The sequence below is a fragment of the Pseudomonas sp. GW821-FHT07B01 genome, assembly GCF_059419065.1.
This window is the reverse complement of sequence record NZ_JBWKRA010000042.1, coordinates 1-22,605: the sequence shown is the minus strand read 5'-3', so window position 1 is coordinate 22,605 and position 22,605 is coordinate 1. Positions and strand designations below refer to the sequence as shown.

Annotated in this window: 22 protein-coding genes; 11 read left to right on the top strand and 11 right to left on the bottom strand. The window is 59.1% G+C overall.

Annotated elements, in window-relative coordinates:
- Positions 1 to 6: 6 nt before the first annotated feature.
- Together AC07S6_RS26905 and AC07S6_RS26900 are read right to left on the bottom strand one after the other, a co-directional pair.
- Complete coding sequence (locus AC07S6_RS26905; RefSeq protein ID WP_495113382.1) at positions 7 to 969, bottom strand: putative 2-dehydropantoate 2-reductase; 963 nt, start codon at positions 967 to 969, stop codon at positions 7 to 9.
- The gene (locus AC07S6_RS26900; protein WP_495113381.1) at positions 966 to 1,352 is read right to left on the bottom strand and encodes a YbbN family protein; all 387 of its coding nucleotides are present in this window, start codon (positions 1,350 to 1,352) and stop codon (positions 966 to 968) included. Before AC07S6_RS26900 ends, AC07S6_RS26905 begins: the two co-directional genes overlap by 4 nt.
- Here AC07S6_RS26900 and AC07S6_RS26895 point away from each other — a divergent pair.
- Both AC07S6_RS26895 and AC07S6_RS26890 read left to right on the top strand, forming a co-directional pair.
- Positions 1,351 to 1,785, top strand: a complete 435-nt coding sequence (locus AC07S6_RS26895; protein WP_197881617.1) for a PilZ domain-containing protein — start codon at positions 1,351 to 1,353, stop codon at positions 1,783 to 1,785. The two genes, AC07S6_RS26900 and AC07S6_RS26895, sit on opposite strands and share 2 nt — an antisense overlap.
- Before the next feature lie 130 nt (positions 1,786 to 1,915).
- The gene (locus AC07S6_RS26890; protein WP_003189871.1) at positions 1,916 to 2,992 is read left to right on the top strand and encodes a 3-deoxy-7-phosphoheptulonate synthase; all 1,077 of its coding nucleotides are present in this window, start codon (positions 1,916 to 1,918) and stop codon (positions 2,990 to 2,992) included.
- 68 nt (positions 2,993 to 3,060) lie between these two features.
- Here the strand turns inward: AC07S6_RS26890 and AC07S6_RS26885 are convergent, their stop codons facing one another.
- Positions 3,061 to 3,342, bottom strand: a complete 282-nt coding sequence (locus AC07S6_RS26885) for a GNAT family N-acetyltransferase (RefSeq protein WP_003189869.1) — start codon at positions 3,340 to 3,342, stop codon at positions 3,061 to 3,063.
- 612 nt (positions 3,343 to 3,954) lie between these two features.
- Here AC07S6_RS26885 and oprI point away from each other — a divergent pair.
- Entirely contained in the window at positions 3,955 to 4,206 is a 252-nt protein-coding gene (gene oprI / locus AC07S6_RS26880) for an outer membrane lipoprotei OprI (RefSeq protein ID WP_003172710.1), read from the top strand.
- 178 nt (positions 4,207 to 4,384) lie between these two features.
- Here the strand turns inward: oprI and AC07S6_RS26875 are convergent, their stop codons facing one another.
- The 3 genes from AC07S6_RS26875 to AC07S6_RS26865 all read right to left on the bottom strand — a co-directional run bounded on the left by AC07S6_RS26875 (position 4,385) and on the right by AC07S6_RS26865 (position 6,386).
- On the bottom strand, positions 4,385 to 5,350 hold the full coding sequence (locus tag AC07S6_RS26875) for a L,D-transpeptidase family protein (RefSeq protein WP_019820319.1): 966 nt from the start codon (positions 5,348 to 5,350) through the stop codon (positions 4,385 to 4,387).
- A 78-nt stretch (positions 5,351 to 5,428) separates the two neighbouring features.
- A complete protein-coding gene (locus AC07S6_RS26870; protein ID WP_003189866.1) occupies positions 5,429 to 5,722 on the bottom strand; it encodes a hypothetical protein in 294 nt (97 codons plus the stop codon).
- 58 nt (positions 5,723 to 5,780) lie between these two features.
- Complete coding sequence (locus AC07S6_RS26865; RefSeq protein ID WP_034126728.1) at positions 5,781 to 6,386, bottom strand: arylesterase; 606 nt, start codon at positions 6,384 to 6,386, stop codon at positions 5,781 to 5,783.
- Between the two features lie 10 nt (positions 6,387 to 6,396).
- Between AC07S6_RS26865 and AC07S6_RS26860 the strand changes: the two genes are divergently transcribed.
- Positions 6,397 to 7,080 carry an ABC transporter ATP-binding protein gene (locus AC07S6_RS26860; protein ID WP_003189864.1) on the top strand — a complete coding sequence of 228 codons (684 nt, stop codon included), beginning with the start codon at positions 6,397 to 6,399 and terminating at the stop codon, positions 7,078 to 7,080.
- Positions 7,080 to 9,590, top strand: a complete 2,511-nt coding sequence (locus tag AC07S6_RS26855; protein ID WP_495113380.1) for an ABC transporter permease — start codon at positions 7,080 to 7,082, stop codon at positions 9,588 to 9,590. Before AC07S6_RS26860 ends, AC07S6_RS26855 begins: the two co-directional genes overlap by 1 nt.
- Positions 9,591 to 9,627: 37 nt before the next feature.
- On the opposite strand, the gene greB is transcribed toward AC07S6_RS26855, so the two are convergent.
- Both greB and AC07S6_RS26845 read right to left on the bottom strand, forming a co-directional pair.
- A complete protein-coding gene (gene greB, locus AC07S6_RS26850; RefSeq protein WP_495113379.1) occupies positions 9,628 to 10,107 on the bottom strand; it encodes a transcription elongation factor GreB in 480 nt (159 codons plus the stop codon).
- A gap of 126 nt (positions 10,108 to 10,233) precedes the next feature.
- Positions 10,234 to 11,274 carry a hypothetical protein gene (locus tag AC07S6_RS26845; RefSeq protein WP_197881614.1) on the bottom strand — a complete coding sequence of 347 codons (1,041 nt, stop codon included), beginning with the start codon at positions 11,272 to 11,274 and terminating at the stop codon, positions 10,234 to 10,236.
- Between the two features lie 240 nt (positions 11,275 to 11,514).
- Here AC07S6_RS26845 and AC07S6_RS26840 point away from each other — a divergent pair, with 240 nt between their 5' ends.
- The 3 genes from AC07S6_RS26840 to AC07S6_RS26830 are packed head-to-tail and all read left to right on the top strand — an operon-like array spanning position 11,515 to position 14,940.
- Positions 11,515 to 12,441: an ABC transporter ATP-binding protein gene (locus AC07S6_RS26840; protein ID WP_197881613.1), complete on the top strand. Its 927-nt coding sequence runs from the start codon at positions 11,515 to 11,517 to the stop codon at positions 12,439 to 12,441.
- Positions 12,438 to 13,163 carry an ABC transporter permease gene (locus AC07S6_RS26835; RefSeq protein ID WP_495113378.1) on the top strand — a complete coding sequence of 242 codons (726 nt, stop codon included), beginning with the start codon at positions 12,438 to 12,440 and terminating at the stop codon, positions 13,161 to 13,163. Before AC07S6_RS26840 ends, AC07S6_RS26835 begins: the two co-directional genes overlap by 4 nt.
- A gap of 16 nt (positions 13,164 to 13,179) precedes the next feature.
- A complete protein-coding gene (locus AC07S6_RS26830) occupies positions 13,180 to 14,940 on the top strand; it encodes a Gldg family protein (RefSeq protein ID WP_495113377.1) in 1,761 nt (586 codons plus the stop codon).
- Here AC07S6_RS26830 and AC07S6_RS26825 read toward each other — a convergent pair.
- The 3 genes from AC07S6_RS26825 to AC07S6_RS26815 all read right to left on the bottom strand — a co-directional run bounded on the left by AC07S6_RS26825 (position 14,927) and on the right by AC07S6_RS26815 (position 17,456).
- Complete coding sequence (locus tag AC07S6_RS26825; protein ID WP_197881607.1) at positions 14,927 to 15,235, bottom strand: class I SAM-dependent methyltransferase; 309 nt, start codon at positions 15,233 to 15,235, stop codon at positions 14,927 to 14,929. The two genes, AC07S6_RS26830 and AC07S6_RS26825, sit on opposite strands and share 14 nt — an antisense overlap.
- A gap of 260 nt (positions 15,236 to 15,495) precedes the next feature.
- Positions 15,496 to 15,930, bottom strand: a complete 435-nt coding sequence (locus AC07S6_RS26820) for a DoxX family protein (protein ID WP_495113376.1) — start codon at positions 15,928 to 15,930, stop codon at positions 15,496 to 15,498.
- Between the two features lie 104 nt (positions 15,931 to 16,034).
- Positions 16,035 to 17,456 (bottom strand): MltF family protein, encoded by a 1,422-nt coding sequence (locus tag AC07S6_RS26815; RefSeq protein ID WP_495113375.1) that lies wholly within the window; start codon positions 17,454 to 17,456, stop codon positions 16,035 to 16,037.
- Positions 17,457 to 17,692: 236 nt separating this feature from the next.
- Here AC07S6_RS26815 and AC07S6_RS26810 point away from each other — a divergent pair, with 236 nt between their 5' ends.
- The 3 genes from AC07S6_RS26810 to AC07S6_RS26800 all read left to right on the top strand — a co-directional run.
- Positions 17,693 to 18,499 carry a TatD family hydrolase gene (locus AC07S6_RS26810; RefSeq protein ID WP_495113374.1) on the top strand — a complete coding sequence of 269 codons (807 nt, stop codon included), beginning with the start codon at positions 17,693 to 17,695 and terminating at the stop codon, positions 18,497 to 18,499.
- A gap of 96 nt (positions 18,500 to 18,595) precedes the next feature.
- Entirely contained in the window at positions 18,596 to 20,065 is a 1,470-nt protein-coding gene (locus tag AC07S6_RS26805) for a methyl-accepting chemotaxis protein (protein WP_495113373.1), read from the top strand.
- Positions 20,066 to 20,287: 222 nt separating this feature from the next.
- On the top strand, positions 20,288 to 22,605 hold a 2,318-nt coding region (locus tag AC07S6_RS26800; protein WP_495113385.1), incomplete at its 3' end, for a DUF6531 domain-containing protein.

The window sequence follows — 22,605 nt, the reverse complement described above, 5'->3', positions numbered from 1 at the left end:
CCCCAATCAGCGGTTGTGCCGATCAATAAAACTCAAGGCCTGATAGAGCGCCTGCATGCGTGGCAGTTCGCAACCGGCCGCTTTGGCAGCGGCCAAGGGGCGGGCGTAGATGGCCGCCAGCTCCAGCGGCCGCTTGTGCAGATGGTCGTGGTACATGCTGGGCAGGTAGTCGTCCATGGTTTCTGTCATGGCGAACATTTGCCCAGCGTAACCGGCAGGAATTTCATGCCCGCAGGCATGAGCGCCCTGCACCACCTCGGCCATCAGCGCCTGGATCAACTCGCGACTGGACTCATCGGCCATCATGGCCGTGGTGCCCGTGCCCAGCAACACAGAGAGGCCGTTGAACGGCACGTTCCAGACCAGCTTGTGCCAACGCGCCAGATGCACATTGGCCATGGCCTGGGACTCGATGCCAGCTTGATGAAACAGCCCGGCGCCGGCTTCGACAATCGCCTGTTGCCGCGCCTCATCGTTGGCCGCCGTGCCACTGTGATAGCCCAGGTTGACCCGGCCCAGCGCCTGATGCTCGACCACGCCGGGGGCCGAGCGGTGCACACCGATGTAGCACAGGCCGCCCAACAGATGCAGCGACGGCGGCAGGTGTTCACGCAGGCTGTCTTCGACATCGAGGCCGTTTTGCAAGAGCACCACTTTGGCGTCCGGCGTCGCCACCTGGGCGATGGTGGGCGCCAGGCCCACATTGCCGGTGGACTTGGTGCCCACCAGTAGCCAGTCGCACGGCGGCATGTCGGCGGCGCTGGCATAGGCCTGCACCGGATACAGGTGCAGTTGCCCATGCACCGTACTGTTGACGTGCAGGCCATGCCTGCTCACCGCGGCATATTCGCTGCGCAACAGGAAATGCACATCGAAGCCGGCACGCGCCAGCATCAGTCCGTAGTAACCACCAATGGCACCGGTACCGATAATGCCAATGCGTGGCGACGGGGCTGCAACTGCTGTCATGGCAAATCCTCTGGTATTCGATTGAGCGCCTGGTTTACGCATTCGGCGAGGTCGGATGCTGTAAGACGTGTCTGTAATTGCCCAAGAAATTGACCCTCGCACACCAGGAACAACGCCGGCAAATGAAAGATCCGGTAGCGTTCCACCGCACCGCCGTTGTGCCCGGCATCCACCCAGCACACGCGGTCCACCGGCAAGTGCCAGCCGGGCAACTGCTGGCGTACCCAGCGGCAACTGGCACAACCGACACTGGTGAACACTACCAGCGAAATACCTGGCAATCCCAGCAATTGCTGGTCAATATCCAGGTCGGTCAATTCCAGTTCCTTCACTATACTGCTGCCATTGCCGTCAACTGGACGGCGCTCGGAGTCCGTGTACATGGGTCGTTTTTTACCTCACCCTGATGATGTCGCTGTCGAGTTGATCCAACGTCCCTCTCCCGCCCTGCCCCGCCAACGCCTGCACACTATCGGCCGCGGCGGCGTCGCCTGCAATTGGCCGCGTGCCTGGCGCGCCGGCACGGCGGTTGACCTGCGTATCCCTTCCCTAGGGTCCAGCGCCCGTTATCCGGGCTATGTCGCCTGGTGCCGCAAAATCGAACAGGGCTATCGCATCGGTATTTGCTTCACCGATGAACACGCCTTGTTCGGTGCGCGGATGGGCGAGCAAGTGTGCCAGATCGAGCGTTACTGCCGCCTGCACGAAGATGCCGAGCCAACGCCTGCACAACTTGAAGCCATGGCCCGTGACTGGGTATCGCGCCATGCCGGTGAGTTCTCCCATGAGGCGGTTGTGCAGCCAGCGCTGGATTAAACCGGGCTTTGCCCATTGTCGCGGGCCCGTGTTACGCGCTAAGGTTCCTCCCCCCTGCATTCAAATCATGCTGTGCCCGCCGCACGGGGATAGCTGGCGGCCGGCACCCGTGACCCTGGCGAGTAACACGATGGCTGATTTACCGATCAATGACCTTAACGTTGAATCCAACGAGACCCTGATCACCCCCGATCAGCTCAAGCGCGAAATCCCCCTGAGCGACGCTGCCCTGCAGACCGTCACCAAGGGCCGCGAAGTCATCCGTGACATTCTCGACGGCACCGACCACCGCCTGTTCGTGGTGATCGGGCCCTGCTCTATCCACGACCTCAAGGCCGCCCACGAATATGCCGAGCGCCTCAAGGTGCTGGCGGCAGAGGTGTCAGACACCTTGTACCTGGTCATGCGCGTGTATTTCGAGAAACCGCGTACCACCGTCGGCTGGAAAGGCTTGATCAACGACCCGTACCTGGACGACTCCTTCAAGATCCAGGATGGCTTGCACATCGGTCGCAAGCTGCTGCTGGACCTGGCTGAAATGGGCCTGCCCACCGCAACCGAAGCCCTCGACCCGATCTCCCCGCAATACCTGCAGGACCTGATCAGCTGGTCGGCCATCGGCGCACGCACCACCGAATCCCAGACCCACCGCGAAATGGCGTCCGGCCTGTCTTCTGCCGTAGGCTTCAAGAACGGCACCGACGGCGGCCTGACCGTGGCGATCAATGCGCTGCAATCGGTCTCCAGCCCTCACCGTTTCCTGGGTATCAACCAGGAAGGCGGCGTGTCCATCGTGACGACCAAGGGCAACGCCTACGGTCACGTGGTGCTGCGTGGCGGCAATGGCAAGCCCAACTATGATTCGGTCAGCGTCGCGTTGTGCGAACAGGCACTGAACAAGGCCAAGATCAAGCCAAACATCATGGTTGACTGCAGCCACGCCAACTCCAACAAAGACCCGGCGTTGCAGCCGTTGGTGATGGAGAACGTCGCCAACCAGATCCTGGAGGGCAACCAGTCGATCATCGGCTTGATGGTCGAAAGCCATTTGAACTGGGGTTGCCAGGCGATTCCAAAAGACTTGGCCGATTTGCAATACGGCGTGTCGATCACCGATGCCTGCATCGACTGGTCGGCCACTGAAACCACCCTGCGCAGCATGCATGCCAAACTCAAGGACGTGTTGCCACAGCGCAAACGCACCTGAGCCAATACCTGTTTAGCGCACACAAAAACGCCGGGCCAAGCCCGGCGTTTTTATTGGCAACTGGTCAGTTACAGCTTCGCAGCATGGCGCTGGTGGCGCTCCATATAGCGTTCGACATAGGAGCATGAAGGGATCACCGTGTAGCCAGCCTCTTCGGCAAACTTCAAGGCTTCCTCGGTCAGCGCAGCCGCAATGCCTCGTCCCCGCAGTGCGTTGGGCACGAAGGTGCGATAGATATCCAGGGTCTGCTTCCCGAGGTCCATGTAGGTCAGGTAGGCACGATGACCGTCCACATTGGTCTCGAACTGATGACCAGCCTGGTCATGGTGGATGGACAACGCCTCGCTCATCACTACTCCTCGCGGGTCTGAATTAACGACCCTACCTTACCGATGTTTTTCCGGCGAAGGAACATCTACGCCACCCCGTGCCGGTTTCGACAGCGAGAAAACCGTGAGCGCTCACAACCAGCACATAGGGAATAGTAGGCACCAATCCTGAAATTGCTCAAGGCGCACTCGTCATCCCCTGCCGCTGGTGGATATAGAAAGGGCCTCGATCAACCGGTGACCGATAGCCTGAACATTGCCGGCAGTTGAACCTTGAGACGAACTGGCGCACTTAAAGTCACCTCTAGATGCGCGAAAGATGCCTGCGGCAGTAAAGCCAAGCGCAACCAAAGTGCCCCGCTTCGTTATATAAAATTTCATCTGTTTACAAGGCTTAACACATGCGGGCCGGCCCTTTCAGCCTGGATCCAATGTTCGTCGAGGTACAAAAATCTGGACAGTTTTCATACAGACCGCCAAAACATTAGCCAAAATAGATTCGGCACAAGAATTTTTTTTGCTTCTTGCGCAACGTCAGTTTACTTACTACAAGTAATGGGTAGTATGTACGCCGGCTATTAGCTCACTCTGAGAAAGTAGCCATTAAATTGAAAGTCCTTGAAGGGGAACACGATGAACAACGTTCTGAAATTCTCTGCTCTGGCTCTGGCCGCAGTTCTGGCTACCGGTTGCAGCAGCGTCTCCAAAGAAACCGAAGCTCGTCTGACTGCAACTGAAGACGCAGCAGCTCGCTCCCAGGCCCGTGCAGACGAAGCCTACCGTAAAGCTGATGAAGCTCTGGCTGCTGCTCAAAAAGCACAACAGACTGCTGACGAAGCTAACGAGCGCGCTCTGCGCATGCTTGAAAAAGCAAGCCGCAAGTAATAATCCTTCGGGGTTGTTATCAAGCCGATCCATTTATGGGTCGGCTTTTTTTTGCCTTTGATTTGGCATGTGGGAGCGGGCTTGCTCGCGAAAGCGATGGATCAGTCAACATCAATGTTTGCTGGGCCGACGTCTTCGCGAGCAAGCCCGCTCCCACTGGAATGTTCGCTCAGGCTTATTATTGAAGATCGAGCGGGGTGCTGGACGCTACAGGTGCGCCGCCCGGCACACCAATTTCGGTCGGCAAGCCATCCTCGGCGGCGACCACATCACGCACCTGGTCCCAGTTGACCCGCAGGTTATTGGACAGGTCTTCGCGCTTGAGCAACGCATTGATGACCGCGGTGTGCTTGTCGACCACCGATGGCGTACCGTCATCGTTCAACGGCGTGTGAGCCTCAAGGTAAACCTTGCCACCACTGCTGCCGAACTTGTACGCGTCATTGATGATGCGCACTGACGTGCCTACCGGCACCATGCCCGCCATTTCCAACACGTTGTTATTGAACATGCGGAAGCAACCGTGGCTGGTGCGCGTGCCGATACCAAACTTCATGTTGGAGCCGTGAATCAGGTAACCCGGCGTGCCCAGGGTGAACTTGAAGGGCCCCAGCGGGTTGTCCGGGCCGGCAGGCACCACGTTGGGCAGCGGGTCACCGTTGGCGGCGTGTTCGGCCTTGATCGAGGCCGGTGGCGTCCAGGTCGGGTTCGGCGTCTTGGCGATGATACTGGTATGGGCGATCGGCGAACCCCAGCCTTCCCGGCCAATGCCCAGGGGGAAGGTATAGACGACGTTTTGGCCTTTTGGATAGTAGTAGAGCCGGTATTCCGCCAGGTTGATCACAATGCCTTCCCGCGGCCCGGGCGGCAGGATAAAGCGTGTCGGCAGCACAATCTCGGTGCCCGCCCCCGGCAACCAGGCATCGACACCCGGGTTGGCCGCAACCATTTCCGAATAGCCCAGGTCGTAGGTGGTGCCAAGGTCGGCAAAGGTGTCTTCGTACTTGGCCTTGATCACTTGGACCTGGCCAACAATGTCCTCACCGGGCGGCGGCAAGGGCAACTGCAAGGCCGCCGCCGAACCCGCCGCACAAAGCGCAGCAAGAGACAGGCAGCAGGTGACGACGGAAAGGCGCGACAACATCCGGAAAATCCTTCGCAAGACGACGGGTGGGGAAAAATTGATTGTATACGGCTTCGCAGTGCCAAGCTTCAAGCTGTTTTACAGCTCGAAGCGCAGCTCCGGCCAGATCGGAGGCGTGCCGCGCTTTTGCGATTCGAGAATTGCCCGGCATAACGGGCAGAGTCGCTGGTCTTGGAAAATCGAGCGGTTGACCGATGACCAGCGTGGCTGTGCCGGCAATAGAGTGCCGCAGAGCGTGCGATCGATCGAGCCGCCCAGTTCCAATTGACGCGCCACCAAATGCACCCGCACTTCCTGGCAGGCGAACAGGTCCAGCTGCTCGTCCGGCTCGATCAGTTGGTAGTTAAACAGGGACCAGGCAGGGCGCGACATCGAGGGCTCCAAATCGGGGGGGCGCCACCTTAGCCGAAAGCCTGCCGGTAGAAAAGCGTCATAACAGCGGTTTTAGCGTTGGCCAGACATTTTCCAGCAACTTGTCTTGCGCCGCGACTGCCGGGTGTAGCCCGTCAGCCTGCATCAACTCCGGATGGCCACCCACGCCCTCGAGGAAAAACGGCACAAACGGCACCTTTTCTTTCTGTGCCACATCACCGAATACCTTGGCAAAGGCTTCGACATAGCGCTTGCCGTAATTGGGCGGAATCTGCATGCCCAACAGCAGCACCTTGGCGCCGCTGTCCCGGGACTGCTGGATCATCGAGGCAAGATTTTGTTGCAATTGCGCAGGCGGCTGGCCGCGCAAGCCATCGTTGCCACCCAACTCGATCACCACAACGTCCGGTTTGTGCGTTGCAAGCGCCGCGGGCAGCCGCGCGAGGCCTCCCGCGCTGGTGTCGCCACTGATGGAAGCATTGACCACTTTATCGTCAAAACCCTCCTGCTTGAGCCGTTGCTCCAGCAACGCGACCCACCCTTTGCGGGTATCCAGGCCGAAACCGGCACTGATACTATCGCCAACGATCAGGACTGTACCCGCCGCTGCGTTCTGGGCCATGCACATCAAGGCCAGGCCAGCACTCAAAAACCACACTCGCATCGGATTCTCCATGGGCGCAAGCATTCTCACCGCGCGAAACCTTAGCAAAGTGGTTCCCAGCGCGGAAGGTGAACTGACTATCCTGCACGAACTGAGCCTGGAACTGAACAAGGGCGATAGCCTGGCTATCGTCGGCAGCTCCGGTTCCGGCAAATCCACGCTACTGGGCCTGCTGGCCGGCCTCGACTTGCCCAGCAGCGGCGAAGTCACCCTGGCCGGGCAAGCCCTGAGCACCCTCGACGAAGACCAGCGCGCACGCATCCGTGCCGAACATGTGGGCTTCGTATTCCAATCCTTCCAATTGCTCGACAGCTTGAATGCACTGGAAAACGTGATGCTGCCGCTGGAGCTGGACGGTCGCCAGGACGCCCGCGAGCGAGCCAAACACCTGCTGGAGCGCGTAGGCCTGGGCCAGCGCCTGACCCACTCGCCCCGTCAGCTGTCCGGTGGCGAACAACAACGCGTGGCGATAGCCCGCGCGTTTGCCGCCGAACCGGACGTGCTGTTTGCCGACGAGCCCACCGGCAACCTCGACAGCCATACTGGCGAGCGCATCAGCGATCTGCTGTTCGAGTTGAATAAAGAGAGCGGTACGACCCTGGTACTGGTCACCCACGACGAGCGCCTGGCCCACCGTTGCCGACGCCTGATCCGCCTTGAAGCCGGCCTGATGGTCGCGCCCCTGGAGCCTTGATGGCACGTTTGCCGCTGTTGCGTCTGTTCAGCCTTGCCATGCGTCAGTTACTGCGCGATGCCCGCGCCGGCGAATTGCGCGTGCTGTTCTTTGCCCTGCTGGTGGCCGTGGCTGCCAGCACCGCCATCGGCTACTTTGGTGCACGCCTCAACGGCGCCATGCTGCTGCGGGCCACCGAATTCCTCGGCGCCGACCTGGTGCTCGAAGGCAGCTCGCCGGCCCGTCCCGAGCAAATCAAATCCGGGACCGAACTGAGCCTGGATCACGCTCGTATCGTGGAGTTCTCCAGCGTTATTGCCACCGATAATGGCATCCAGCTCTCCAGCATCAAGGCGGTCAACGAGCAGTACCCCTTGCGCGGCGAGCTTAAAAGCAGCACCGAGCCCTTCGGTACGCAAACTCCTGGCGGTGGTCCCAAACCCGGTGAAGCCTGGGTGGAAGCACGATTGCTGACGGCGCTGGACCTGAAAATCGGCGACAGCATCGATGTCGGCATGAAGACCCTGCGCCTGGCGCGCATCCTGACCTACGAGCCCGACCGGGCCGGGAACTTCTACAGCCTCACGCCCAGGGTCATGATCAACCTGGCGGACCTGGACGCCACCGGTGTCGTCCAGCCAGGCAGCCGTGTGAGCTACCGCGAACTATGGCGTGCGCCACAAGGCAGCACAGCGCTGCAAACTTATCGCGACCTGGTCAAACCGGGCCTGGCTGCCAACCAGCGGCTGCAGGACTCCCGCGATGGCAACCAGCAAATCGGCGGCGCGCTGGGCAAGGCCGAACGTTACCTGAACATGGCCAGCCTGGTGGCCGTGCTGCTGGCTGGCGTGGCCGTGGCGCTGTCGGCCAACCGCTTTGCCAGTCGACGTTTCGATGCCAGCGCGTTGTTGCGCTGCCTGGGCCTGTCGCGCCGTGAAGCCATGCTGCTGTTCAGCCTGCAACTGAGCGTGCTGGGCTTGCTGGCGAGCCTGGCCGGCGCCCTGCTCGGCTGGCTGGCGCAATTTGGCCTGTTCTATTTCCTGCACGACCTGTTGCCCGCCGATGTACCGCCAGGCGGGTTGCTGCCGGCTGTTGCCGGGATCGGCACCGGTCTGGTCGCCCTCGCCGGCTTCGCCCTCCCACCGCTGGCCGCACTGGGCCGGGTACCGCCGCTGCGGGTATTGCGTCGCGATTTACTGCCTATTCCTTCAAGCACTTGGATGGTCTACGGCGCGGCACTGTTTGCCTTGGGCCTGATCATGTGGCGCCTGAGCCTGGACCTGGTATTGACCTTCGCATTACTCGGCGGCGGTGTAGTCGCTGCGCTGCTCCTGGGTGGCTTGCTGCTGTTGTTGCTACAGAGCCTGCGGCGGTTACTGGCTCGCGCCTCCCTGCCGTGGCGCCTGGGCCTGGGCCAATTGTTGCGTCACCCTTTGGCGGCGGCAGGCCAATCCCTGGCCTTTGGCTTGATCCTGTTGTCCATGGGGTTGATCGCGCTGTTGCGGGGCGAATTGCTCGACACCTGGCAAAACCAGTTGCCCAAGGATGCGCCCAACTACTTCGCCCTGAATATCCTGCCAGCTGACAAGGACGCCTTTGGCGCCCGCCTGCTGGACGTCCAGGCACAAGCAGCGCCGCTCTACCCGGTGGTGCCAGGGCGCCTGATCAGCATCAATGGCGAACCCGTGCAGGAGATTGTCAGCAAGGACTCCAGTGGCGACCGTGCCACTCAACGTGACCTGAGCCTGACTTGGGCGGCCGACTTGCCAGCGGGTAACGTCCTGACGGCAGGTACCTGGTGGACGGCGCAACCCACTGACGGGGTTCCTGGCGTGTCGGTGGAAGCCAAAGTGGCCGAGAGCTTGAAGCTCAAGCTCAACGACCATCTGTTGTTCACCATCGGCGGGGAAAATCGTGAAGCGCGGGTCACCAGCCTGCGTACCATCAACTGGGATAACTTCCAGCCCAACTTCTTCATGATTTTCCAACCGGGCACTTTGAAGGATCTGCCAGCGACCTACCTGACCAGCTTCTACTTGGCTCCCGGCCATGACCAACAGATCGTCGACCTGTCACGGGCCTTCCCGGCGGTCACTATCCTGCAGGTCGAGGCCCTGCTGGAGCAGTTGCGCAGCATCCTTGCCCAAGTAACGCTGGCAGTCGAATACGTGCTGTTGTTTGTCCTCGCGGCGGGCATGGCGGTGTTGTTCTCTGGCCTGCAGGCCACCCTGGATGAACGAATCCGCCAGGGTGCATTGCTACGCGCCTTGGGTGCCGAGCGTAAGTTGCTGGTCAAGGCCCGACGCATTGAGTTCGGCCTGCTGGGCGCCGTCAGCGGCTTGTTGGCGGCACTGGGCACCGAACTGGTGACCTGGGTGCTGTACCGCTATGCATTTGACCTGGCGTGGCATCCCCACCCGTGGTTGTTACTGCTGCCCGTAATCGGTGCCTTGCTGATTGGCGCTGCCGGGGTATTTGGCACGCGCCGCGCACTGAATGCCAGCCCGCTGACCGTTCTGCGCGAAAGCTGACCCCCGATGGCGCGTACTCTGCCAAGGGTACGTGCCATCAGGCCGGCTTTACATATTCGATCTTGGTGATCCACCAGCACACCTCTCCACCTGGGGTCTGTACGACTGCCTCGTCATCCACCTCCTTGCGCAGCAGGGCCCGTGCCATGGGTGAGTCGATGGAGATGTAATCCATACGGTCGTAGATCTCGTCATAACCCACGATGCGAAAACGCTTGGTCTCGCCCTGTTCGTTTTCGATTTCGACCCATGCGCCGAAAAATACCTTTCCCTCCTGCTCGGGCATGCACTCCACCACCCGCATGTCTTCCAGGCGTTTGCGCAGGTAACGCACCCGTCGGTCGATCTCGCGCAGCAGCTTCTTGTTGTACTGGTAATCGGCGTTTTCACTGCGATCTCCCAGGGAGGCTGCCCAGGTCACTTTGCGCGTGGTATCCGGACGTTTTTCACGCCATAGGTAATCCAGCTCTTTTTTCAGCGCTTCATGACCCTCTTTGGTAATCAGCTTGGTACTCAAACGCTCACATCCCCAGGCAATGTCTAATGATGCCGATACGCCAGGGCATCATGCCCAGGCAGCGGCTGGCTAGGACTGATGATAAATGAACCCTGGAAAGTATCTAGGCCGGCGCCCCCTGTAACCTCACCCATGGCCCTCCAGGACTTGATCCAACTCAAGCAGCATGCCCTGCATGCGCTGGCGCATGCCGGACAACTGCAACATCATCATTGTCAGTTTTTCGGCTTTCTGACTGACCTCCAACCCCTGCTTCTGCAAATAGGTATGGCGCTGCTCAAGTTCACGGCCTTTTTCATCCAGTTGGCTCTGCTGCTGTTGCAGGGACGCCTGCCACTGTTCAAGCATCTGCTCTTTCTCGAGGACGGCGCATTTTTTTTGCGTCAACTCTTGGGCGACCTTGGCCAGATTGCTCAGCGCGCTGTCCATTTCAAGCAAAGAGGTATGTTCCAGGTGGGCAGGCGGGTCCAAGTGGTCGGGCTCGGGTGGCTGCAGCCGCAGGTTGTTTGGCTCAAACTGACTGTCATTTTGTTCATCCGGGACAGGCGGCGCACTGGTCTTGACCTGCAACTGCGGTATCGCGGCCAGCGACTGCGCCGGCTCTTCAAAGGTGTCTTCATCCATAGGCTGCGGCGCAGCCGTGGGTGCGCGCGGATTTCGGGGCGGCGCAACCATTTGCGACGAAAAGCGAATGGACGGCACGATCACTGCGCTGCTTTCGATCGCAGGCAACGCCGGCGCAGACATACCCAAGGTGATCACCTTCATGACCAATGCCTTCTTGATGATCACCGAGTGATGATCCTCGGGCCTGGCAGGCGGCAGCCGGCAGCCCTTCAAGTCAATAAAATGAAAGGGAACCTCAGCGTCGCCAATCGAGCTTGCCTTCGAGCCTGGCGCGGCCGCCATCATCAGGATCTGCTTGAAGACCTGCATCGCTGATTGCAGTTCCTCCTTTGAATCAACCCCCCCCAGAAAATAGCGTTCGAGCTTCTTACGTAATACCGCGATATAGACCCGGGAGTGACCGGGTTCGGTCTCTTCATCCAGGCTATACACGAGAAAGTTGGACCCGGTTTGCGTGACAGCGAACCCACAAAGCAACGCGCCGTTAACGGGCGCGTCTTCGTCGTTACGTTCAAGAACAAGAGTACGTAGAAGCATCATGGCAATCAGGCCTCATTACAAAAGTAAAAACCTTATATAAACACCAGATAAACATCCGAGCTTTAATAAGCCTTCCAAACAAAACAATTGTTTCAGCGAATTATCGAGCCGAACGTAGGATTCTTCTTATTAGTTACGTCTCGCGTTCCCAAGCCACTTTATTGAACGTACCCTTTTTAAAGCTCTCTCCCATACGGCCGGCACCTCTCACACGCCCTGCAAAACTTATTCGGTAAAAATATGATCGAGATAAGCAACTTGACAAAACAGCTGGGCAAAAAAAGCGTCATCACCAACCTCTCCTTCTGCGCCCAGCGCCAGGAGTGTGTGGCCCTGCTGGGAGAGAGTGGTGCAGGAAAAACAACACTGCTGAGTTTGATTGCCGGGGCAATTAAACCTACTTCAGGACAAATCACTATCCAAGGCTTCAATACCCAGACCCATTCATTCCAAGCCAAAAAAGTCGTTGGCTATCAACTGCAGGACGGCCTCAATCATCACAGGATGTCCGTCAGGCATATGCTCAATTTTATTGCCGCTATTCGCGGTTTGAGCGGTGTTGAAAAGCGCAGTCGAGTCGAGCAGATAGTCACGCGACTGGAACTGCTGCCCGTGCTCGACTGCCCGATCGATGTGCTTCCACTTGGCTTGAAGCGCAGAGTCGCAATGGCCCAGGCACTCCTGCACTCCCCAAGCCTGCTTCTGCTGGATGAGCCTACGGAGGGACTATGTCCTGATCAGCGGCTCAAGTTCAGGGCACTCATCCAATCCCTGACCGAGGAAATGACGATCATCATCGCCTCCCGCCGTTATCAAGAGTTTGCGGATACCTGCACCCGTGCCCTGGTCATCGCCGGTGGCCGCCTGGTGGCCGACGCTTCACTGCCGGATTTGCAACGCAGTTCCCGGCATTTCCAGGCGGTGACCCTGGCGGCGGACACCCCGCTGGATTTGCTGGCACTTGCCGTATTACCTGGCGTCGCTGGCATCGAAGAAGACCGGCATGCCCCCGGCAAGGTGACTGTTCTGGCCATGCCCGGGCACTCCATCTTCCCGTCAATCAACGCGCTCATCACCCACCGTGGCTGGAACATAACGTCAATGAACCTGGAGCCGGGTCGCTTGAACGATGTCGTTCACCATCTGAGCCATGAGGTAAATACTTGAGACTGCTCGCCATCATTTTCAAACGACAACTCGCCAGCTATGCCTCGTCACCGAGCACTTATCTGAGTGTGGCGGTTTTTCTCGCGGTGGGTGCGACGCTGGGGTTGCACAGCCATCACTGGCTGGAGCAAAACAGCAGCGATTTGCAGGCCTTCTTCGAACTGCATCCATGGCTCTATCTGCTACTGGTACCGATTTTATCGACGCAGTTATGGTCAGACGAATCCAATACCGGCTTTTGCGACACATTGAAATCCTTACCCGTCACTCCGACGCAGCGAGTGGTTGGAAAGTTTATGGCGGCATGGATCGTCTGTGGCATCGCTTTGATGCTTAATTTCCCTTGGGTGATGGCTGTCAATTATCTTGGCACCCCCGACAATACCGTTATCGCATCACAGTTCTTCGCCAGTTGGTTGTTGGCGGGAAGCTATCTCTCTGTGGGTTGCTTTGCCTGTGTGCTGACGAACCAGCGCGTTATGATTTCCCTATTGACGCTGTGCTTGTTGCTGGCCGCCAGTGGAATATCTTCAATGTTGGATGCACTGGAACAGCAGACCCCCATATGGATTATCGACAGTTTGATATCCCTTGATCCGATTTCCCGCTTCAGTGCGATGGATAACGGCAAGTTGACATTGCATGACTGCCTGTACTTCATAAGCATGATCTTGGCTTTTCTGTTTGCGACCACCCTCACACTCAACTACAGAAACAGCTGACATAGGAACGCCACTGATGGGATCCGCTTTTCGCGCGGGTATGACATTGATTGTCATATCACTACTGTTTCTGGCATTCAATTTAGTTTGGGTACCCAAACTGCCAACTGTCCGCTGGGACTTTTCCCAAGAAAACACCCACACCCTATCGCCATCGGCGCGGCAATTACTCGTTTCACTTGAAAGCCAACTGGACTTATATTTCTTCAACACCCTCAATGCACCGCAAAAAAAACCGGTATTGAAACGTTATGGCCGGCGCGTGGAAGACTTGCTCAAGGAATTCGAAAAAGCTGCCAACGGCATGATCAACTTACATATTATCAACCCCACCCCGTTCTCTGAGGACGCCTATAAAGCCAGCTTGTTTGGCCTTGATGACACACAAGGATTCCTTGGCCTTATCGGTACGCGTGCCGGCCAGGGCGCCCAACGCATCCAAGCGTTCAATCCTGAGCATGAATCATTACTCGAGTATGAAATCAGCCACCTGATCTACAAGTTGATGCACCCTGACCGCCCCACTGTTGGCCTACTGTCGGGACTGCCCTTGGGCAAATCGGCCGGAGGGTTACTGGAGTTGATGCGCGAGCAATTCAATGTGGTGGAATTGGCAGCGAACATCACCCAAGTACCGCCCTCCATGAACACACTGATGGTTGTACAGCCACACGCTCTATCTGGTCGAGCCCTATATGCCCTTGAGCAATGGGTACTCAAAGGCGGCAAGCTGATGATGTTCATCGACCCGGTGAGCGAGATAGGCGCCGACGCCGTATCGACAAACGCCAGGCTGGATTTGCTGCTGACCGCATGGGGCATCCAGATGCCTGCGGACAAGTTGCTGGTCGATAATCTTTATGCCTCATCAGCAACGCCCGGCACCGGAATGCCCGCGGTACTGCACCCGGCCAGGCTACATCTACCAAGGCAGGCAGTGACCAGGACGGATATCAGCACCTGGGGACTGCATTCGGTCATCGTATCGAGCAGCGGCGCGCTCTCCTTGGCCCCCAAAAGCCGCTCGCTGTTGACCCCGCTTCTGCTGAGCTCACGCCAATCGGCATTGGTGGACGCAGAACGCTTTGCTTCCGCTACCACGTTCGACTCACTCATAGATGAATCAGCGACTTCAGGACAGCGCCATGTCATCGCCGCCCGCCTTGAAGGGCCCGCTTATTCAGCGTTTCCCGACGGCCTGGAGGGCCAGCCGCCCGGGCTGCAGAGAGCAGAACAGATCCAGATGGTGGTCGTGGCCGACACCGACTTGCTCGCGGACACGCTCAACAACGCCCTGCCCAACGGCAACGCGCAGTTTGTATTGAACACGTTGGATAATCTGGCGGCGCCCGAGGCACTCAGAAATATTCAATCCCGTGTGATGCGCCAACCACTGCACAGGCTAGAACACATGCGCGACGAAGCCGCACAGGCTTATCGCAAAAGTGCGACTGCGATGGAGCGACGACTAGAGCAGACAGAACAAGCATGGCGCAGGTTGAACCCACCCCACACCAGCCTCATGACTCAAGCGGTGGATACCACTACCCAGTTGCAGGCACTCAACAAAGAGCGCCTGCAATTGCCCATCGAGTTGCAGGCGCTCAAGACCCAGGCATACGCCCCGCTGCTGCGTTTCGAACGATATCTGCAATGGCTGATGGTCGCCACAATACCGCTGCTGCTTTGCCTGATTGCCTGGGTACTTTTCCTATACCAGCGCCGGCGTCGAACATTTACGTTGGCGGCCTATCACCACTCGCTCAGCGACGGGTAATCAGGCCTTGGCGGGCAATGCGTGTCAGTTGATGGATCACCTCAACGGCGTTGCTGGCATTCGGTGCCTGGATCACTGCAAGGTCGAAACTATCGCTGGCAAAACGGGACAGGGAATCGCCGTCTTCAACAAACTGGATCAGGAACGCCGAAGGTCGACCGGAACGGCGTGGCCAGCCGTCCAGATAACGCAGCAGTGTCGGCTGGTGCTTACCGCCCAGGAGGATTTTCGGATTGCGTTGAGTCAGGTCCGCGGTGATCGGGGCCAGGCGTATGAGGGGGCGTAATGCATTCATCGTGTCGTGTCTCTGCCTCAAAAGTCTGCGGGCAGGTGAGAGGCAACACCGAACCAGCGCTTTAGCGGTATTTCGAGGAACGCCCTGCGTGAGCAAGCGTACTTCTGTCGGGCTGCATTGAGACCCAGTGGCGCCCCGCAATTAGCTGTTTAAATCGGCGCATGAGCAGCATCCTAGAGAAGCCTGTGGGGCAGTGTCAAGAATCCCGGGCAACGAAAAGGCCCGCATCAGCGGGCCTTTTTGTGCAGCTTGCTAAACGATCAGTGAGTGATCGCGCGGTCGACAGACAATTTGCCCGCACCTTCCAGCAACACCGCCAGCGCACCGCCGAGCAACGCCAGTGCGAACTCATAACCGTTGTTGGCCATGAACAGCCCGTTGTGGATGTGTACAGAGAAAATCGCAACCACTGTCAGGAAGGTCAGACCCAATGCGGCAGGGCGAACCAGCAAACCGATGATCAGGGCCAGGCCGGCGAAGAACTCGGTACCGCCCGACAGCAGCGCCATCAGCGTGCCCGGCGCCAGGCCGATGCTTTCCATCCATTGTGCGGTGCCCGCCAGGCCACCACCGCCGAACCAGCCGAAGAGTTTTTGCGAACCGTGGGCAGCGAAGATGATGCCGACGAAAATTCGCAGAATAGTCAGGCCATAACCGGCGCGAGTGGACAGTACACGGGTAATCATTGGGCTCATGGGGGTAAATCCTTTTCCAGGTAGGGGTTGGTTGGCCGCTATATTAATCAGTTTAAGCAATGATAAAAGCCAATATATTGCCTAATTGACATCTAAAAAATCGATTATTTACGCGATGCAATTTTAGCCGCGGGCGGCTCCAGGGACTCCCGCTCCCGATCGAACGCCAAATAATACTTGTTGACGCTATTAACATAGCTGACGCCGCCCATCCCTACCTGCTCCATGGCAATGCGTTCAACCTGGAAGAACCACTGATTGGGGTTAAGCCCGCGGCGCTTGGCTTCGGTGCGCATGCCTTGCACTCGTTCCGGCCCCATATTGTACGCCGCTAGCACGAAAGCCATGCGCTCGCGCTCATTGAGCTTGGGGCTGGCGAAAAACTTGCGGCGGATCATCGCCAGGTAACGTGCTCCCGCTTGCACATTATTGTCGAGCGTCTCGATATTGTTGACCCCCACCCGCTGGGCCGCCGACGGAGTAATCTGCATCAGCCCGGTAGGGCCGCCGCTGTTGCGTGCGCCTGGGTCCAGGGAAGACTCCTTGAATGCCAACGCCGCCAGGTTCAGCCAGTCCATACCTTGCTCACGCGCATGTTTTTGCAGGACCGGGCGCAGTTTTTCCAGGCGCTGGCGGTCAGCCCGCGCCAACGGGTTACGGACCTGGTAGAGGCGTCGATAGATACGCTGGAATGCCACATCCTGGTCGGAAGGCGTGTGATAGGTCTTGAGAAACCGATCAATGCTGGCGCGCAGCATCGAGGCATCCTGGCGTACAAACCAGAATTCGTCGCCCGGCTCGCTGATCACCACCTGCTTGTCAAAGCGCAACTTGGGCAGAATTTTCGACCAGCGTTGGGCAATGGGTTTTTCCACGATCGTCAGGTGAAAAATCCCGGCCTGCACCATCTCCAGGACGTCTTCCACCGCCAGGCTGGGGTCAACCCATTCGACTTTCACGGGGGGGCGCTTGTGCAGAGCCAGTTTTTGATTGACCTGACTGATGGCATCCGCCGCCGCACTGCCCGTGGTCAGCGTCAGCGTGCGACCTGACAGTTGCTCCAGCTTGGTAAACCGTCGTTCACCCTTGACGCCCACCAGCCACAACGGCACATCGCTGACAATCGGGTCGCTGGCGCTGACCTTGTGCACGCCCTTCACGTCCAGCAATTCACCGGGCGCCACCAGGTCGCCCTCGCCACGGGCCAGCGCGCCGAGTAACTGGTCCTTGGCCTTGGGGATGATCTTGAGGTTGATGGCCTGCCCATCACGGGCATGGCCATTGAGGTACTGCTCGAAGGCACGCAACCGGTGGTATTCGACACCGATGGCCTGGCCCTGCACTTCACCGGAACTGTTGCGGCTCTGGTTGACCAATACGCGCAGGGTGCGGCTGGAGCGAATTTGCGCGAGGTCGCGGACCTTGCCGGGCTTGGCCACTTGCAGCGGCCCATCCAGACGTGCGACCGCCGCCATGGGCAGCAGCAACGTCAGGCACAACATAAGCAACGCCGAGGGTCGGATCATCCGCTCTCCGAAAAGAAAACTGGCCAGCACCTTCGCGAATAACGACGTGCTGGTGGTCAGAAACAGAGCGCTTTATGCGCTGGCAAGGCGTGCAACGGCGCCACGGTGGCAGGCAATCGGCCCCCCACAATGTCGCTTGCGACGTTCAAAGACAGCGTTAACGCATTGTAGTTCTTGGTTTTTCTTATCAATCTACAGCTCTGATATGCTTTCCGGCCGCAGGCGGAGATAGCACCATGCAACTCATTGATATTGGCGTCAACCTGACCAACCCCAGTTTCGACGAGAGGCACACGGCCGTTCTCGAACGCGCTTACGCCGCTGGCGTGCAGCAATTGGTACTCACCGGCACCAGCGTCGAGGGCAGCGAACAGGCCCTGCAACTGTGTGTAAAACTCGACGAAAGCGGCCAGCGACTGTTCAGCACTGCCGGCATTCACCCTCACTCTGCCAGCGACTGGAACAGCGACAGCGCCCAACGCCTGCGCAGCTTGCTGGGCGACAGCCGAGTGCGCGCCGTGGGTGAATGCGGGCTGGATTTCAACCGGGACTTCTCCCCTCGCCCCCAGCAGGAAAAAGTCCTCGAAGAACACCTCGCCCTGGCCGTCGAGCTGAAACTGCCGGTGTTTCTCCATGAGCGCGATGCCAACCAGCGTCTGCTGGAGATCCTCAAGGACTACCGCGACCACCTGCCAGCCGCCGTGGTGCACTGCTTCACTGGCGAACAGGCAGCACTGTTCAGCTACCTGGACCTGGATTTGCACATTGGCATCACGGGTTGGATCTGCGACGAACGCCGTGGCACCCACCTGCATTCACTGGTCAGGGATATTCCCCGAGGCCGTCTGATGCTGGAAAGCGATGCGCCCTATCTGCTACCACGCACCCTGCGCCCCAAGCCGAAGAATGGTCGCAATGAGCCGGCATACCTGCCCGAAGTACTGCGCGAAGTGGCCCTGCACCGTAACGAAACGATGGAAGATCTGGCGTTGCACAGCACCGCCTGCGCCCGCCGCTTTTTCGGCTTGCCTGCCATCGACTGATGCGGCGCATTGACCCATGTCAAAAGCGCTTTTCTGAATAGCGGCACAATAATGGCACCTTGCCAATACCGTTTCCGCTATCAGAGAAAACCTTCCATGGGTGCCTGGCTTAGCAATATCTCGCTCAAATACAAATTCTGGGCCGTCAACGCGGTCGCCTTCATCACCACCCTGCTGCTGGTGCTGTACGCGGTACAGCTTGAACAACAGGCGCGTAGCCAGGCGTCACAGGCATCGGCCCAGGCTCAGGGACGCTTGCTAAGCGCCTGGCCAGCCGACAGAGCCTTGCCCACTGGTGAGCACTGGCTCGCATTTTCCAAAGGCCAGATCCCCCAGGAACTGCCCGCCCTGAGCACTGCCAACGGCTGGACTGAACTCAACCCCATGCCGTTGTTCGGTGAAAACCCGCTGATCGGCGCCGAGGTGATCAGCCGCGCCGACGACCAGCAGGTCGCAGTCTTCGCCTACGCGCCGAGCCTGAGCCAGGTGTTCAGTGAACGCTTCGCCAATTACGCCGTTGCCGTGGCAGTGCTGATGCTGGCCATGCTCGGCGCCTCGCAGTTGTTGATCCGCTTCCTGCTCAGCCAACTCAACACCCTCAAGGATGTGATGCTGCACGTCGAAAAAACCGGCGACCTGTCGGCGCGGGTGCCGTTGGCCTGCAAGGATGAAGTCGGCCAGATGGCCAGCGCCTTCAACGCCATGCAAGCCGGCTACCAGCGCGTGGTCAATACCGTGGCACGCACCGCCCGGCAACTGGACGACGGCGCCGCACGCCTGGCCAGCAGCATGAACGAGGTGCAACACGGCATGCTGGGCCAGCAAAGCGAAACCGACCAGGCTGCCACCGCCATCAACGAAATGACCGCCACCGTCTACCACATCGCCCAGCACGCAGGCGCCACCCGTGACTTGTCGCAGTCCGCCGATACCCTCGCCGGCAGCGGCCAGGCAGTGGTCACCCGGGTACAGCATTCGATCGCCGGGCTGTCCAGTGGGGTACAGCAGACCGCCGAAATGATCCAGAAACTGGCCGAAGACAGCCAGAAAATCAACGGCGTGGTCAGTGTGATCCACAGCATCGCCGAACAGACCAACCTGCTCGCCCTCAACGCCGCCATCGAAGCCGCCCGCGCCGGGGAAATGGGCCGCGGTTTCGCGGTAGTCGCCGACGAAGTGCGCAACCTGGCCAAGCGCGTGCAAAGCTCCACCGACGAAATCACCCGCATGGTCTCGGCGCTGCAAGCCGGCACCCGCGACGCGGTGGACTTCATGCAGGAAAGCTCATTCAAGGCAGATGACTGCGTACAACAGGCCCAGGAAGCCAGCATCGCGCTGGCTGAAATTACCGGTGCTGTGGCACAGATGCGCGAAAGCAACACCCAGATCGCCGTGGCCGCCGAGCAACAAAGCCATGTCGCCGAAGAAATGAACCGCGCCGTGGTGAGCATTCGCGATGTGACCGAAAACACCGTGCATCAGACCGTGGCGTCGGCCACCACCAGCAATGAACTGGCGACGTTGGCCGGGGAGTTGAGCAAGGCGATTGGGCAGTTGAAGTTGTAAGACTGTTCCAGCTGTAATCCGACTCCTACGACCAAGCCTCGGTTTACCTGAAGTTAAGACGAAACTTCCTCGCCATCCCCGCGAATAACGCCGACTTCTTTTACCTGACAACCGCTGCAAAGTCCCTCGCCTGATCAAACAGTGCGAGGGATTGCAGATGGTGGTGTTCGTTAGAGCCCTGATGAATGGGGCTGTCTCTTGATCTCGGTGCTGGCCAACCTGATGCTGGTGCCGATGGATCCCGAAGCGCCGAAGGTTGAGCGCGTATTCGCGGACTTCCGCACCTGCCTGAATACCTTTGATAAGTGGACCGACAGCTTTTTAAGTGGTTCGGCACTTAGCGTGGAGCAGGTGTTCAAGGTTGGGGAGGACGTCGCACTGGTCGCGCCGATCTCTTCCGACAAACCCAGCCGCACCGTCGCTCAATGCAAAGCCCAGGGTGGGCTGACGCTGGTGCATCTGTTCGAAAGCACGCAGTTCGTGCCTATCGGCAACACGCCCGTGAGGCTGCAAGCCGTTGCACAGGACGGCAGCCCGGTAGGCGCGCCACTGCATCGGACCATTGGCCCCAGCGGCATTCTTGAAGTCAGCGACTGTAGCCGCGACCAACAGTACGAAATCACCTTTTACCCCAACGTTTCCAAGGCTCACGTCCAGGCGCTGTATGCGTCCTATGAGTCTGTGATCGCCGGGCTGGAAGCGGATTTGCGCACGGCATGGGCCGAGCATTTCAAGCCTCGATGGGCAGACTTTGCCAAAGCGCCGGCTTACAAGCGCAGTGCCTTACAGGGCATGGCCTTTGCTGCCGGGCTGGGCAACGCGCTTTATAACCTGTGGGACAACATCACCGAGCTGTACGACCTGCTCGCGAACCTCAAGTCCAACAGCGAAACGTTGCTGAAATACCTGTCCCAGACCGAGCTGAACGCGCTGCTCAAACTGGGCAGAGACACGCTGGCCAAGGGGTTGCTGGTACTCAGTGATGAGCCGCTGTTGTTTATCTACCTGTCGGCGCTGGTGGCCTGGGTACGCATGCTGCCGCCACCCGACATGTACGAACTGCTGGGTGAAATCACCGGCGAAGTCTTGATCAATCTGTTGCTGATCTGGGCCACGCGAGGCATTGGGGTACAGCTGCGCCTGGGCGCTCAGGTGCTTAGTGGCGTCAAGTCCGGGCGGGCACGGGCGTTGTTGGAATTGCTGGCCAAGCAGGTGGCGGGGCCTCGGCTGGAGACCCATGTCGAAGTCGCCAAACCGGTGTTGCTGAGCAGTGCGGCGACGCCGGTCAAGGCGGTGCCGGCTGTGCCGTTGAAGGCGGGCGATACGCTGGTTTCGAACCCGGTGCCGATGGTGCGCGGCAAGACCCAGCGCACCACGTTGGTTCGTCAGGAGCCTGTCGATGATGTGCCGGCGGTGGCTTCTAATCCAAAGGGAGATGCGGCGGCATCAGCAGACAAGACCGTTGCCCACGGCTGCCCGGTGTCGATGGTTAACGGTGAAGAATTGCTCACCCTTACTGACGGCGCGCTGGATGGGATCTTGCCGTTTGAGTGGACGCGGCTGTACCGCACCAGTGCGGTGGACATTGATTGTGGGTTGGGGTTTGGCTGGAGTCATGGGCTGGCCCATCGGCTGGTGGTGTCGGGCGATTTGGTGGTGTGGACTGACCATGAGAACCGCTCGACTACCCTGCCCTTGCCCACCGACTCTCGGCCGGCGATCACCAATAGCCTGGCGGAAGCGGCGATCTACTTGGGTTCGGCTCCTGACGAACTGGTGCTGGCCCAGGCGTCGCGTTTCTATCACTTTCGCGATGGCGTACTGGTCTCGATCAGCGATGCGTATGACAACCGCCTGCGCCTTTGCCGGGATCGTTCAGGGCTGATTGAGCGGCTGGATAACGGCGCCGGTCGTTCGTTGCTGCTGCGTTATGAGTTGGGTCGCATCGTCGCGGTGGACTATCAGGTGCATCGCGCCAAAGGGCGTGAGCCCTACGTGTGGGAGACCGAGCAGAACCTTGTTTCCTACGCCTATGACGAAGACGGACGACTGGTTTGCGCGACCAATGCTGTCGGGGAAAGCGAGCGTTATCGGTACGACGATCAGCACGTCATTCTTGAGCGGCAGTTGGCCGGTGGGGCGAGTTTCTTCTGGGCGTGGGAACGGTCTGGCAAGGCGGCGCGTTGCGTCCGGCATTGGGCGAGCTTCTCGCAGATGGACACACGTTATGCCTGGGGCGATGACGGCCACGTCACCGTGCATAACGCCGATGGTAGCCAGGAAGTCTATGTCCATGACGACCGGGCGCGCTTGGTGCAGCGCATCGATCCGGATGGCGCTCAGCATTACAAATCCTACGATGCCAAGGGCCGGCTGACCGTCGAGCAAGACCCGATGGGCGCGGTGACGGCCTATCAGTATGACGACGCCGGACGCTTGGTCGCGCTGTTTCCGGGGGATGACGAGCCAACGTCCTACGAGCATGACAACGGTTTTGTACGGGTTGTCAGGCGTGGGGAGGCGGTCTGGAAATATGAGCG